Source organism: Methylobacterium sp. Leaf94, assembly GCF_001426045.1.
Classification (GTDB): domain Bacteria; phylum Pseudomonadota; class Alphaproteobacteria; order Rhizobiales; family Beijerinckiaceae; genus Methylobacterium.
Genome location: NZ_LMRM01000026.1, coordinates 1 through 12099, shown reverse-complemented (window position 1 = coordinate 12099; position 12099 = coordinate 1). Strand labels below are relative to the sequence as shown.

The 12099-nt window shown below is 71.7% G+C and carries 15 protein-coding genes; all 15 read right to left on the bottom strand.

The annotated features are described in order from the left end of the window. Positions 1 to 11 precede the first annotated feature (11 nt). A complete protein-coding gene (locus tag ASG63_RS14600) occupies positions 12 to 434 on the bottom strand; it encodes a hypothetical protein (RefSeq protein WP_056217675.1) in 423 nt (140 codons plus the stop codon). Positions 435 to 613: 179 nt separating this feature from the next. Next, positions 614 to 763: a hypothetical protein gene (locus tag ASG63_RS25325; RefSeq protein WP_244479918.1), complete on the bottom strand. Its 150-nt coding sequence runs from the start codon at positions 761 to 763 to the stop codon at positions 614 to 616. A 741-nt stretch (positions 764 to 1504) separates the two neighbouring features. After that, the gene (locus ASG63_RS14595; protein ID WP_056217672.1) at positions 1505 to 2143 is read right to left on the bottom strand and encodes a response regulator; all 639 of its coding nucleotides are present in this window, start codon (positions 2141 to 2143) and stop codon (positions 1505 to 1507) included. Continuing rightward, positions 2140 to 2652 carry a hypothetical protein gene (locus ASG63_RS14590; RefSeq protein ID WP_056217669.1) on the bottom strand — a complete coding sequence of 171 codons (513 nt, stop codon included), beginning with the start codon at positions 2650 to 2652 and terminating at the stop codon, positions 2140 to 2142. Before ASG63_RS14590 ends, ASG63_RS14595 begins: the two co-directional genes overlap by 4 nt. Further along, a complete protein-coding gene (locus ASG63_RS14585; RefSeq protein ID WP_056217666.1) occupies positions 2649 to 3623 on the bottom strand; it encodes a YncE family protein in 975 nt (324 codons plus the stop codon). Before ASG63_RS14585 ends, ASG63_RS14590 begins: the two co-directional genes overlap by 4 nt. Further along, a complete protein-coding gene (locus tag ASG63_RS14580) occupies positions 3620 to 4153 on the bottom strand; it encodes an SRPBCC family protein (protein ID WP_056217662.1) in 534 nt (177 codons plus the stop codon). Before ASG63_RS14580 ends, ASG63_RS14585 begins: the two co-directional genes overlap by 4 nt. A gap of 3 nt (positions 4154 to 4156) precedes the next feature. Continuing rightward, entirely contained in the window at positions 4157 to 5146 is a 990-nt protein-coding gene (locus tag ASG63_RS14575; protein WP_056217657.1) for a vWA domain-containing protein, read from the bottom strand. Further along, positions 5143 to 5787 carry an MxaK protein gene (locus ASG63_RS14570; protein WP_244479917.1) on the bottom strand — a complete coding sequence of 215 codons (645 nt, stop codon included), beginning with the start codon at positions 5785 to 5787 and terminating at the stop codon, positions 5143 to 5145. The genes ASG63_RS14575 and ASG63_RS14570 overlap by 4 nt, the downstream gene beginning before the upstream one ends. Then, on the bottom strand, positions 5784 to 6839 hold the full coding sequence (locus tag ASG63_RS14565) for a vWA domain-containing protein (protein WP_056217655.1): 1056 nt from the start codon (positions 6837 to 6839) through the stop codon (positions 5784 to 5786). Before ASG63_RS14565 ends, ASG63_RS14570 begins: the two co-directional genes overlap by 4 nt. Next, a complete protein-coding gene (locus ASG63_RS14560; protein ID WP_056217652.1) occupies positions 6836 to 7762 on the bottom strand; it encodes a hypothetical protein in 927 nt (308 codons plus the stop codon). Before ASG63_RS14560 ends, ASG63_RS14565 begins: the two co-directional genes overlap by 4 nt. Positions 7763 to 7770: 8 nt before the next feature. Continuing rightward, a complete protein-coding gene (locus ASG63_RS14555) occupies positions 7771 to 8625 on the bottom strand; it encodes a DUF58 domain-containing protein (RefSeq protein ID WP_056217650.1) in 855 nt (284 codons plus the stop codon). Further along, entirely contained in the window at positions 8622 to 9653 is a 1032-nt protein-coding gene (locus ASG63_RS14550) for an AAA family ATPase (protein ID WP_056217647.1), read from the bottom strand. The genes ASG63_RS14555 and ASG63_RS14550 overlap by 4 nt, the downstream gene beginning before the upstream one ends. Positions 9654 to 9824: 171 nt before the next feature. Beyond that, a complete protein-coding gene (locus ASG63_RS14545) occupies positions 9825 to 10115 on the bottom strand; it encodes a methanol dehydrogenase [cytochrome c] subunit (RefSeq protein ID WP_056217643.1) in 291 nt (96 codons plus the stop codon). 95 nt (positions 10116 to 10210) lie between these two features. Next, positions 10211 to 10804: a cytochrome c(L), periplasmic gene (gene moxG, locus ASG63_RS14540; RefSeq protein ID WP_056217638.1), complete on the bottom strand. Its 594-nt coding sequence runs from the start codon at positions 10802 to 10804 to the stop codon at positions 10211 to 10213. Between the two features lie 164 nt (positions 10805 to 10968). Beyond that, positions 10969 to 11835 carry a methanol oxidation system protein MoxJ gene (moxJ, locus tag ASG63_RS14535; protein ID WP_056217635.1) on the bottom strand — a complete coding sequence of 289 codons (867 nt, stop codon included), beginning with the start codon at positions 11833 to 11835 and terminating at the stop codon, positions 10969 to 10971. Positions 11836 to 12099 lie beyond the last annotated feature (264 nt).

Below are 12099 nucleotides of genomic sequence, written 5' to 3'. Positions count from 1 at the left end.
ATGATCCCATTCTAGAGTTCCGTCGTTGCTCCGCTTGGAATCACGGCTTCGAGAAGCAAGGCAAGGCTGATTCTTAGATCGGAGTCGTTGTCGAGGCGCCGTCGATATGCCCGCACTTCCGGAGCGAGCGGAGCGCGATCGAAATCCTGGTCGATTGCGACCATGAACACCCCGGCATCGAGTCCGCTCGGGCCGAGACGGAGGCACTGTTCGAAGAGCGCCGAGGTGATCTCCGCGCGAATGTCTGCAGGCAGGTCCGACAGCATGAGCAGTCGCTTTCCCAAAGCTGCATAGAAGGCATCCTTTTCCTCCTCGCGGATCGACGTTGCGTCCAGCGGGCCCTGGTCCCCGGCTGCGAAACGAACGGCCTTTGCGAGAGCGATCGGACCCTGCAGGGCCGGCTGACGTGCCGCGATCTCCAGCGCCTGCGCCATTTCCGCCTCTCGGCCCAGCAGGCGACCAAGACCGACTGACGCGAACGTCCAGTTATGCACGATGACCGCGCTGGGTGCCGTACGTCTCGGGATGCTGTTCGCTTCGTCATGGCTCCATCCTCTCGAAATTGGGAGCCTCGGGAAAACCCAGCGCGGTTCAGGGTCGCGATCCTGGCGGCCTAGTCGACGCGGGGAAAGAGCGTGCCGTGGGGCGAGCGCTCCTGGCGACGCTGCCAGGTGTCCACCGCGACGGTGGCAAGAACCAGCAGCGAGAGCGCGCCCAGCAGGAGCAGCATGATGCGCCCGAGCAGGCCGACGCGGGCCATCACGGCGCCGGCCTCGCCGTTGCGGCGAGGATGTAGCCGGCGTTGCGCACGGTCTTCAGCAGCGACGCCGCCCCATACGCTCGCGCGCGGCGGCCACGGCTTCGGCATGGGGAGGCCGGGGACCCCGAGCGCGCACTGGCCCGTCCGGTACGCGGCTTGGCTCTCCAAGGTCGGCGTCCCGGCCTCACGAACGGGCATGGGCCGCCCCGGTCGGAAAAGGACGATGCGTCGCTCGCTTCCACGAACGATGACCGCATGCGCTTCGGTTCTGGTCGCCGGCCAGGCACGCGCCGACGCACTTCCGCTGCGCCACGGGGCCTCGGGAGTTCCAAGGCCGGGGAGTGCCGGGCCCGCATCGTCCCGCACGAGGGCACCGTTTTCCTGATCGCGCAGAGCTGCCGGCAGTCCGGCGGACCGGACCCGGCGCGCGCGACCATCCGCATCGACGGCCCTGCAGCCGACACCAACTGACCGGTGGACGCGTCGCGAGCGACCGCCCCTGTCCGGGCCTCACGCCCTGATCGCGCCGCGCCCTGCATCACTCGAACCTCGAGGCACTCCCCAGGGCAGGGCACCGGCGACGGACGCCTCGTTGCCCGTGTCCTCGGCCTCGGCCTCGGCCTCGGCCTCGGGGAGGCCGGCGCCCCGGAGGTCAGCGGATCGGGGCCGGGCCTGCGCGACTGCGAGCTCCGCGGGCCCGTCGACCGTTCGTCGGCCTGAACGACGTTTGTTGTCCGATGAGAATCAAATATCGATCGACATCGAGAAATTGATCAGCTCGGCAAGACTATGGGTTCCCGATTTTCGTCGAATCGTCGAGATGACGTTTACAACGGTCTTGTACTTCATCGACAACTTTTCAGCGATGGCTTGATAGGAGTTTCCGTCCTTGATCAGCGAGAGGACCTGTCGTTCCCGCTCCGAAAAATTCACGATCGACGACCGTTCGCTGGTCGCGTTGAGCATGGCCACACGCAGGGCGATATCGTGATCGAGGTAGCTTTTTCCGAGACGGACCTGGTCGAAAGCCTCGAGGAACTCCGTGGCCGGCGCATCCTTGAGCACATAGCCGGTCGCTCCGTTCGCCAGAGCACGCGCGATGATCGTCGGATCGTCGTGCATGCTGAAGGCGAGGATCCGGGTCTTGCGCTCCAGGGTCCGGATGCGCTGGATCAAGGAGAGCCCGCTCAAGCCCTGATCGCCGAACGTGAGATCGGCGACGACCATGCCCGGGCGTTGCCGGTAGAAGGCCCGATAGGCCTCCACGATGGTCGTCGCCTCGTGGATCGCCGTCATCCCCGCATCCTCCATGAGGGTCCGGAACCCCCTCAGGATCACCGGGTGGTCGTCCGCGATGAGGATGCTCGTCGCGCCGGATGTCATGGGGCGACATCCGGCGCGGCAGGCTGGGCGGCATAGCGTTCGGTGAGGCGGGCAAGGGCCTGCGCGCGGTCCAACCCCTGCTGCCGGCTGTTGTAGTAATGCTGGCACAGCTCGCCGTAGAGCTGCTTGCGATGGGTCGGGGAGGCCGCGCCTTCGAGGCCCTCGAGGAGATCGGTGTAGCTCTCGGGCTCGCCGGCCTCGGCCAGCATCTGTCCGAGCTGTACCGTTCGATTGGCGATCATGCGCGGATCTTCGATGAAGATCTCTTTCGCCCGAGAGAGGCTGTGGCGCAGGTGATCGCTGCGCGCGGCGGCGCGCGCCACGGGCTGGCCGGGTTCGCGCCGCGCAAGCCAAACCGCCGGCTCCATCCCGTCCGTCGGCGAGAGCCATGTCGGGACCTCGGCATCGGACTTCGTGGCCACGACGGCCGTGTCCTGAGCGGGCTCGCCGCCATCGCAGGCCCCCAGAACCAGAAGGAGAGCGAGCGTCGGCGCGGTGCGGAACCTCATCGCTCTCCCTCGGGCACGACCGCGAGGCTGCGGGGGCCGTCGGGCACGGCGATACGAGCCGTCTCGCGAAGGCTTCGGAGGTCGACGATGGAGACGGAATCCGAGAACCAGTTGGCGACGTAGGACTGTTGCCCGGTGATCGCGACGCCTTCCGGATAGCGGCCGACCGGCACGGTCGCGCGCAGCGCGCCGTCCTCCGCATCGAGAACGACGAGATTGCCGCCGCGCTGGTCGGTGACGCAGATCCGGCCGCCATCCGGACTCACGGCGACCCCGTAGGGCATGCCACCCACCGTGAAGGTTGCGACGACCCGGCGCGCGACCGTGTCGATGACGCTCACGTCGCCGCTGCGCACGTTGGCAACGTAGAGACGGTCCCGGGCCGGGTTCAGCGCCAGGGCGAAGGGCCCCGTCCCCACCGCGATCGTGGCCTTCCGGGTCATGGTCCGGGTGTCGACGACGCTGACCTGTCGGCTCTCCCGGTCGGCCACGTAGAGCGTTCCGTCCCGGTCGAGGACGAGGCCGGCCGGTTCGCGGCCGACGGCCACCGCCCCCTCGAGGGCGCCGGTCCTGGCGGACAGGCGCATCACTCGGTGGCCCGCCCAGTCCCCGACATAGAGGTGCGCACCGTCGGGAGAGGTCGCGATCCCGAACGGCTGACCGGGTACCGAATAGGTCTGCCGGATCGATCCGTCGGCGCTACCGACGACCGTGATGGTCCCCGTATCGGGATGGGTGAGATAGAGCCGCCCTTCGGGATCAGCCACGACCTGGGCGGGGCTGCGCCCGACCGGGAGGGGCGCGCCGGCCGCCGTCGCATCGGGCGCCAGGGCGACCAGGGTCCCGGCCCCCTGGCTCGCCACGTACACGGTCCGCGCGGCGGCGGCACCGGGGCCGGGTCCGAGGGCCGGTCCGAGTCCGACGAGCAGCGCGGCCAGGACGAAGCGTCCGGTCACCGGGCCGCCCGTCATGGCGCGGCTTTCCCCTCGACCTTCGCCTTCAGGCCTTTGAGACCCTCCGCGAAGTAGCGGTTCATGGCGGTGCGGCCGGCCTCGTCGCTGAGGTCGTCTGGCGGCTCGTTGCCGGTATCCCCCCGATAGAATCGACCGAACCACTCGACCCTGGCGCCATCGCCCTCGGGGGAGACCGTGAGGGTCGCCGAGTAGGACGAGACCGGAAGCGCCTTCAGGTCGGGGTCGGACAGGCGGTACGAATAGCTCCGCCCGGCGGCGTTCATCTCGTCGAGTCCCTCGTTCAGGGTACCGCCCGCCTTGAGCGTGACCTTCCGCTGCCCCCCGGACGCGTTGCCGCCGCTGCCCTCGCTTCTGGCGACATCCGGGTGCCAGGTCCCGATACCGGCGAACTCGCCGACCACCTTCCAGACGGCATCGGGCTTGGCCGCGATGACGATGCTCTGGTCGACCTTCTGCGGCGTCGGGCCGTGGGCGAGGGCCGCCCCGGAGAGGAGGATCAGGACGAGGGCGGGAACACCGAGACGCATCGATCAGGCCTTTTTCCAAGTCGGGATTCCGCGGGCGCGGAGCAGGGGTGCGAGGAAGGTCGCGAGCAGGAGCAGCAGCGCAGACGCGCCGAGTATGGGGCGCGGGTCGAAGCGGCCCGGGACCGGGCGTGGCGTCGCGGCGCCCTCGAGCGCCGCGCCGAGCCTGGCCGATCCTTCGAGAGGGGCGTAGGTGAGGCCGGTCTCGCCGGCGAGGGTGCGTAGGTAGGCTTCGCGCACCGAGGACAGGTGCTCGGTGCCACGGGCGGCGGCCGCGCCGAAGGGCGCGTTGCGCGGGTTATAGCCCTCGCGGTGCTCGGCATCGGCCGGGGGCGGTCCGAAGCGGTTCTCCTGCTGGACGTCGCCCGCGGCGTAGAAGCCGGTCTCGCGTCCCCGGTCGTCGTAGCGCGGAATCGGCGACAGGCCAGGTGCCCCGGCCCCCACGATGAGGCCCCGCACGGCACCGGGCCTGCCCTCGAAAGACGGTCCGCCACGGCTCGGCAGGGGCGGGGCCTCCTGCCCGTCGGTGATGAACACGAGGTCGGTGCCCAGTTCCTCCGCCATGGCGAGGCTGCGGAACAGCCCGGCGGAGATCCGGCTGTCGCCTTCCCAGGCCATGCGCCAGTCGAGGGCCGCCAGCGCCCCGTCGATGGGCGCGAAGCCCGCGCAGGTCTCGATGGGGGTGAACAGGAGGAAGGGCCGTCGCTCCGTGAAGAGGCCCAAAGCGACCCGCGATCCGCAGGGCAGGCCGGCGACGAGGTCGCGCAAAGCCGCCTTCGCGGTGTCGAGACGGCTCGCCGGCATCCCGTCGGCGCCGACGTAGTCGCGGACGTTCATGCTGCCGGTGATGTCGACGATCGCCAGGATGGCGACGCCGTGGCGGGTGAGCGGGAACGGGCGCATCACGAGGGCCAGCGCCACCAGCCCGAGGGCCCCGGCGAGGAGGCGCAGGCGTCCGTCCGTCAGGTTCCGCAGGATCAGGCCGCGGGGCGTCACGGCTCGCCCCGCGGCTGGCCGGGAATGTCGGTCCAGATCGTCTTCGGCTCCGCCGCGAGGGCATCGCCGGATTTGCGATCGAAGTCGGGAAAGTCGCGCAACAGGCGTGACGCCACGTCGAGGTTGAACTTGGCATCCCAGTAGTCCGGACGGCCCTGGAGCGCGCGCCGGTACTCCTGGCGCGCCAGGGTGATGCGGGGTCCGGCCGGGTCGAGGTCGCCGCGCTCCAGGTGGTCGAAGGCCTGGCGCAGATGGGCGTTGGCCAGGGCGAAGCGGGCGCGGGCGGCCCGGTCGCGCGCGCCCTGCGCTTCGAGTGCCGCGATCAGCGGCTCGATCGCCTCCACGGCGCCGCGCCGGGCGAGGTGCTGGACGCGGGCGAGCAGGAGGGACGGAGCGGCATCGACCGGAACCGCGACGTCCCGGCCCGCGGCGAGAGCCTGGATCGTGGCAGTGTCGCGGGCGATCCGCCAGGCGCCGGAGGCACAGCCCAGGGCGGCGCCGAGGAGCAGGATCGGCAACAGGATGAGGAGGCGCGGCCGGGCCCGCCGCCATCCCACGCGCAGGCCCGTGCCACGCGACCGGGCTCGGTCGGTGGCCGAACGGGGCGCCGTACGCCCGGGCCGGATCGCGGTCGTCGTCATGCGGCGCGCCTCGCGGGGTCGGACGCGGTGGCCCGGGACCGGGCGGCCGAGAGGCCGCTCCGGGACAGATCCGCCTCTCCGAGCTTGGCCGCGACGAGGATCACGAGCCCGACAAGGCTGGCGGCATAGGCGAGCCCGGCGAGGTCCCGGCGCGGGCGCTGCTCGGTGTAGGGGATCGGATCGCGCTCCAGCCGCTCGATCTGGGCGATCGCCTCGGCCACCGCCTCCGCTCCCTCGGCCTCGAAGGCGCGGTAGGGTGTCCGCAAGCTCCGGAAGAACAGGTCGAGGTGGCGCTCGGGCGCCGCCTGCGGGGTGTCCTCGCCCGCCGGCCGGTCGGCGATGGAGGGAGAGCCCTTCGTGCGCAGGAAGAGCCAGTACAGGTTCGGCCGCAGGCGGGTGAACGCGGCGCGCAGGGTGTCCTGCACGCGCGGATCGATCACGGCCGCTCCGTCCGAGACGAGGAGGAGCGCTCGGGACGTGGTGGGGCTCGCGGACCCGAACTGGGCCAGACCCATGGCGAGGCCCCGCGCGATGTTGGTGTAGTCGAGGCCGGGCCGGTCGATCGCCGCGATGGCGGCCCGGACCGCCGCATGCCGGTCGGTCATGGGGACCACCAGCATGGGGGCCGTCGAGAAGGCCGTGACGGCGAACTGATCGTGCGCCCGACTCCCCACGAAGGCGGCGAGCAGCCGCCGGGAGGCGGCGGCCTTCGATTCCTCGAGGCCGGAGGGCTGCCGCCCGGCGAAGGTCTCGTTCATGCTGCCGGAGCGGTCGATCAGGATCGAGACCTGGGCGCCGATCCCGGTGCGCGTCAGGGTCTCGCCCCGACGGTAGGGGCCGGCCAGGGCCAGGATCAGGCCCGCGATGGCGACGATCCCGGCGGTGCGCAGGAGGGCGCCGATCGCCCGCGACGGGCCGTCGGCCGGGGCCGCCGCGATGGCGGCCACGGGAACCCTGCGCTGGGCCGAGGCCAGGAGCGGCAGCAGGGCGAGGGGCAGGAGCCAGAGCAGGGCCGGATGGTCGGCGGAGAGGCGGGCGAGCGCATCGATCATGCGGCGCGCTCCGCGTGGGCGAGGCGCCGCGCGAGGGCGGCGAGGGCGGGGAGGTCGAGCACGGCGAGGCCGTCCTCCGGGCCGGGCCCGAAGAAGGTCCGGCGGGACGCCTCGAAGAACCGGGCGAGGTCCGGCCCCTCGGTCGCGTAGGCCGGGTGGGTCTTCAGGAAATCACCGCGATCGTCGGCGAACAGCCGGCGGCCGGCCACCGTGTCGAGGGCGTCGTGGAGCGCCAGCAGCGCGTCGCGGTGGTGGAGCATCGGGTCCGGCCGGCGCGCCAGGGCGCGGATCCGACGGGCCGCGCGGCCGAAGGGACGGCCGCGCCGGGCCCGGAACGGCCACCAGCTCCGGTCCCGGGCGAGGCCCGCCAGCGCCAGGAGGGCGAGGCTGGCCGAGCCGGCGGCACCGAGGAGCAGGGGCCGCGGATCGCCGGGGCCGACCTGCCCGTCGGGGCGCATGTAGTCGCGGGGGTCGTCCCGGGCGGGCGGCTGGACTTCGCGCAGCGGCGAGACGTTGAACGACCAGGCCGGCACCTCGGCCTTCACGGTGGTGGCGCCGTGATCGCTCTCGCTCACGAAGGTGACGGTGAAGCCCGGAATCTCCAGGGCCCGGGCATCGAGGGCGGCGTAGAAGGTCTGGTAGGTGAGGGCGAGGCGCACGCGCCGGGCGTCGCCGTATACCGACGCGGTCGCGTCGAGGTCGCGCAGGTCGAGCCAGTAGGTGAGCGCCCCTGGCTGCGGCAGCGACGCGGCCTGGAGCCGGAAGCCCGGCTCGACCACGAGGTCGACCTCGGCCCGGACGAGGTCCCCGAGGAAGTACCCGAAGGGGCGCGGCGTGCGGATCTCGACGGAGCGGACCTGGGCCCCGGCCGGGCCCGACAGGAGGAGGCCGGCGAGGAGGGGGGCGAGGAAGCGGATGCGCATGAGCCGCCTCAGGCGCCGAGGAGGTGGCGGCTGACCGCGTCGGGATCGAAGCGGCCGGCGAGGCGGAAGGGCGGGCGGCCATGAGCCGTCGCGAGGCGCCGGAGGGTCTCGATCCGGGCGGCCTCGCGGGCGATCCAGCGCCGGCGCAGGGCGGGGCGCATGAAGACCAGCCGGCGCCCGGCGCCTTCGAGATCGTCGAGTTCGAGCAGCCCCCAGTCCGGCAGGCCCTCCGCCTCGGCGGCGTCGCCGAGGAGCACCGGGACGAGGTCGTGCCGGCTCAGGGCGGCGAAGACCTCGGCGATCTGCGCCTCCGGCCAGCGGAAGTCGGAGAGCAGGAACACGATCTTCGGGCGCCCGGCGAGGCGGCGGGCCGCCGCCGCCATGCCTCCGGCGCCCCGGCCGGAACAGGCGGCGGCCGCGAGGCGCCGCGCCACCTCGGCGGCCCGGGTGGGCGCGCGGCTGGGCGCCAGGAACACGTCGTCCCGCAGGTCCTCGTCGCAGCCGATGAGGCCGAAGGGATCGCCGATCCGGGTGGCCGAGGCAGCGAGGCCGGTGCAGAAGGCGCAGGCCAGGGCCATGCGGTCGGCCGCGCCGGCAAAGCGCATGGAGGCCGAGAGGTCGAGGAGCGCCCAGACCTCGATCGGGGTCCGCGCCTCGAAGCGGCGCACGACGGTGCCCTCGAAGGGGTCGCGCAGGGTGGCGCGGACGTCGATGCGCCGGGCATCGGGCATCCGCAGGAACGGCACCTGATCGCGGAACGTGCCGAGGCCACCGGCCTCGCGGCCCCGATGGGCGCCGGGGCGGGTCCCGGGCAGGCGCCCGCGCGGGCGGTAGACGATGTCGGGTTGCGCCGTCTCCGTCATGGCGCCGGCACGGTCTCGAACACGGCCCGGCAGAGGTCGGGCATGATGGCGGCCCGGCGCAGTTCGTAGATCGGCTCCAGGAAGACCCGGTGGGCCATGACCTCGGGGAAGACCGCCCGGACGTCCTCCGGCACCATCCAGTCGCGGCCCTCCAGCCAGGCGCGGACGCGGGCGGCGCGGACCAGGAAGGCGACGCCGCGGGGGGAGGCCCCGCCCTGGACCAGGGCCTCCATGTCGAGGCCGGGCAGGCGGATGCCGGCCTCCCCCGGCCGCACCAGCGCGGCCCAGAGCCCGATCACGTAGGCCTCGATGGCCGGGCTCGCCTGGATGCCGTGCTGGATCGCGGCGGCGATGCCCGGGAGGGCGGCGTGGTCGAGGACGCCGCCGTCGAGGCCGGCGATCAGCGCGTCGGTGTTGTGGAAGCGGGGATCGAAGACCAGGGCGCGCCGGCTCGCGGCGTCCTGGGGCGCCTCCAGCCCGATCTCCATGAGGAAGCGGTCGCGGGCGGCGGCGGGCAGTTCGAAGGTCTCCTCCCGCTCGACCCGGTTGCGGTCGGCGAAGACCTGCAGGTTGGGAAACCGATACTCGCGGTCGAAGGCCGTGAGCGTGCGCTCGGCCATCAGGCGCAGGAGCAGGGCGTGGACCTGGGGCCGGGCCCGGTTGATCTCGTTGAAGAAGAAGATCGACAGGTCCTCGGATTGCCGCAGCACCGGGCCCGGCTCGACCCGGGGGCGGCCGTCCTCGGCGAGGTAGGTGTGGTAGACGAGGTCGGTGGGCATCATGTCGACGGTGCCCTCGACGCGCGCGTAGGCGCCGCCGACCGCCCGCGCCACGGCGCGCAGCAGGGTCGTCTTGCCGACGCCGACATCGCCCTCCAGCAGCACGTGGCCGCGGGCGAAGAGCGCGATGGTGAGGAGCCGGATCGCCCGGGCCTGTCCGAGCACGGCCGCGCCCACCGTCGCCTCGAAGCGGGTGGCCGCCGCGCGCCAGTCGGTGAGCATCGCATCGCCGGAGCGGACCTGGTTCATCATGCTCAGCCTTGAGGAAACGGAGACCCGGGGGACCGGAAGGCCCGGCGCCACCGATGGCCGCGACCCGGGACGGAGCGTCCGGAGGTCGCCCCGCCGGGTCGCGGCGCCATCGGGGCGCGCCCGCCGCGCGGCGGGCGACCCCGATCCGCCAGGATCAGGACGGCGGGATCAGTTCGACGACAGCTTGGTGACGTCGTACTCGAACTTGCCGGTCTTCTTGGCGGCCTCGATGCGCTTCTTGTTGCGCTCTTCCATCGCCCTGATCGACTCGGACTGCTTGTTGAGTTCCTTGGGGTCGTGCTTCGGGTCGTACTTCGTGCCGGCGATCTTCTCGGGGAAGCCAGGCTTCGGCTCCCAGCAATTGCCGGCCGCCTTGCACTTGGTGCCGTCATAGGCCATCGCCGGAACCGCGAGCAGCGCGCCCGCACCGATCGCCAGGGCTGTGATGTAAGTCCGCATGGTCGTCTCCTCTGTTGATCGTTCTTGTCTGTGGATCGGCGTCGCGGCTCGCGCGCGGTGGTGCCTCACGGATGGCGCCGTGACTTCCTCGGGCGTCAGTCTTCCAGCGGCGGGCACTGGCCCTTGACGTCCTTGGGGAAGGTCTCGCCCTGCTTGTAGGGCGTGTAATTCTTCTTCTGCGCGTCGTTGAGCCAGACGGCGTCCTGGACCGGACCGGTATAGAGGTGCCGGATCCAGGCGATGACCTGGAGCATCTCGTCGGGGGTCAGGTTCTCGTTGTGCGGGCCCATCATGCCGTTGGCGCCGCCGAAGATCGTGGCGAACAGGCCGGTGTCCTCGGTGTTCGAGGGATAGGTCCAGTAGTTGTCGTTGAGGCCCGGCCCGAGCTTGCCCTCGGCCAGGTGGCCGTGACAGCCGGAACACGAGGTCGCGAAGAGGGACTCTCCGTTGCGCAGGCAGGACTTGTCGTCGATGTAGCTGTTCTTGCCCGTCTGGAAGAACTGCTTCACCGCCGGGGTGTCGCGGCCGCCCGCCTTGCCTTCGGCGACGTCGAGCTGCTCGCCCGTGACCGTGTTGCGGAAGACGAAGCCGGTCTGGGGGCCGGCGGCGGGCTGCGCCAGGGCGGCGACGCCACCGAGGACGGCGGCGAGGCTGAAACAGATGGCCAGGATGCCATGGGAATCACGCATGAATTCGACCTGATGACGCCGGACGGCTGACCGGCCGGGCGGGGCTGGACCGGGCGCCCATCGGGGCGCCGGCGAGGGGTTTGGGGCGGAGCCCGGCGCGCCCGCGTCGGGCTCCGCCTCGGAAGCGGGGATGTCGGACCGGGGCCGCGCGGGGCGGAACCGGATCAGTTGGTGACGGGGACCAGGGGCACGCCGTCCTGCTTCAGGATCGCCTCGATCTTCGGCTTCGCCTTGACGATGGCCGCATCGAGGGCGGCCTTCAGGGCGGTGTCGTCCCGGCGCACGCCCATGGACTGGTCGAAGCTCTGCGGCATCTTGCGGCCGTCGCTGCGGGTGGTGTCGTCGGGCACCAGGGTCATGCGCAGGGGCTGGGCCGAGTCCTTCACGTAGCGGGCGACGTCCGGGCCGAAGGCGACCGCCACGTCGGCCTTGCCGGTGGCGACCTCGCTGATCATCCGGGCCGGATCGATCTGCGTGTAGGTGTTGCGGGCGGCGCGGAAGTTCACCAGCGAGTAGAGGTAGGCCATGTCCTCCTCGTAGCGGCCGATATCCTTCAGCATGACCTCGCCGGGCGTGCCGAAGCCGACCACCATGTGGTCGACGGTCTTGAGCCGCGGGTCGGCCCAGGACTTCACGTCGAGGTCGCGGTCGGCGCGGGTCACGAACACGTAGCCGCTTCGGTAATAGGGCTTCGTGGTCAGCACGCGCTGGTCGTCGCTGTCGAGGCCCACGACCACGTCGCAGAGCTTCTTGTCGAGGCTGTCGCGCACCAGGTAGATCGCCGCCTTGTCCGACCAGACGAACGCGGCCTTGCGCCCCATGGCCTCGGCGATCGCCGCGGCGATGCGGTTCTCGAGGCCGCTGCCGTCCTTCAGCGAGAGCGGCGGCTGGTTCGCGGCGCAGACCCGCAGGGTCCTGTCGTCGGGGGCGGATTTCGTGTCGCCTTGCGCGAGCGCGGCCCCGCCGAGGGCGAGAAGAACCGCAGCGGACAGGCATCCTGCGGCGAAGGAGCATCCTGTGGCGAAGGACATGGGAGCGTTTCCGTTGTTCTCGTTGGTCGGAGTCTTGTGGGACCGGGACGCGGCTCCCCGGCCCGTTGCGGCAGGGCGATCACAGATGAGGCACACCGTCATTCCGGGTCGCCGACGGCGAGCCCGGAATCCAGAGCCGCCGACAGGCAGATCGCGGATGCGATCACCCAACTCGCGCGGGGAGGCGTTGGCGGTGGGGGTGGCCGGAGGCCCCGCGACGGACGAAGACCAGCGGAGCCACCCCCACCCCTGACCCCTCCCCAC

Bases quoted from the DNA above. Each gene is read 5' to 3' on its own strand.
- moxG (WP_056217638.1), bottom strand. From the start codon at position 10,804: ATGCGTGATTCCCATGGCATCCTGGCCATCTGTTTCAGCCTCGCCGCC.
- ASG63_RS14600 (WP_056217675.1), bottom strand. From the start codon at position 434: ATGGCGCAGGCGCTGGAGATCGCGGCACGTCAGCCGGCCCTGCAGGGT.
- ASG63_RS14545 (WP_056217643.1), bottom strand. From the start codon at position 10,115: ATGCGGACTTACATCACAGCCCTGGCGATCGGTGCGGGCGCGCTGCTC.
- ASG63_RS14595 (WP_056217672.1), bottom strand. From the start codon at position 2,143: ATGACATCCGGCGCGACGAGCATCCTCATCGCGGACGACCACCCGGTG.
- ASG63_RS14550 (WP_056217647.1), bottom strand. From the start codon at position 9,653: ATGAACCAGGTCCGCTCCGGCGATGCGATGCTCACCGACTGGCGCGCG.
- ASG63_RS14560 (WP_056217652.1), bottom strand. From the start codon at position 7,762: ATGCGCATCCGCTTCCTCGCCCCCCTCCTCGCCGGCCTCCTCCTGTCG.
- ASG63_RS14565 (WP_056217655.1), bottom strand. From the start codon at position 6,839: ATGATCGATGCGCTCGCCCGCCTCTCCGCCGACCATCCGGCCCTGCTC.
- ASG63_RS14585 (WP_056217666.1), bottom strand. From the start codon at position 3,623: ATGACGGGCGGCCCGGTGACCGGACGCTTCGTCCTGGCCGCGCTGCTC.
- moxJ (WP_056217635.1), bottom strand. From the start codon at position 11,835: ATGTCCTTCGCCACAGGATGCTCCTTCGCCGCAGGATGCCTGTCCGCT.
- ASG63_RS14555 (WP_056217650.1), bottom strand. From the start codon at position 8,625: ATGACGGAGACGGCGCAACCCGACATCGTCTACCGCCCGCGCGGGCGC.
- ASG63_RS14570 (WP_244479917.1), bottom strand. From the start codon at position 5,787: ATGACGACGACCGCGATCCGGCCCGGGCGTACGGCGCCCCGTTCGGCC.
- ASG63_RS14590 (WP_056217669.1), bottom strand. From the start codon at position 2,652: ATGAGGTTCCGCACCGCGCCGACGCTCGCTCTCCTTCTGGTTCTGGGG.
- ASG63_RS14580 (WP_056217662.1), bottom strand. From the start codon at position 4,153: ATGCGTCTCGGTGTTCCCGCCCTCGTCCTGATCCTCCTCTCCGGGGCG.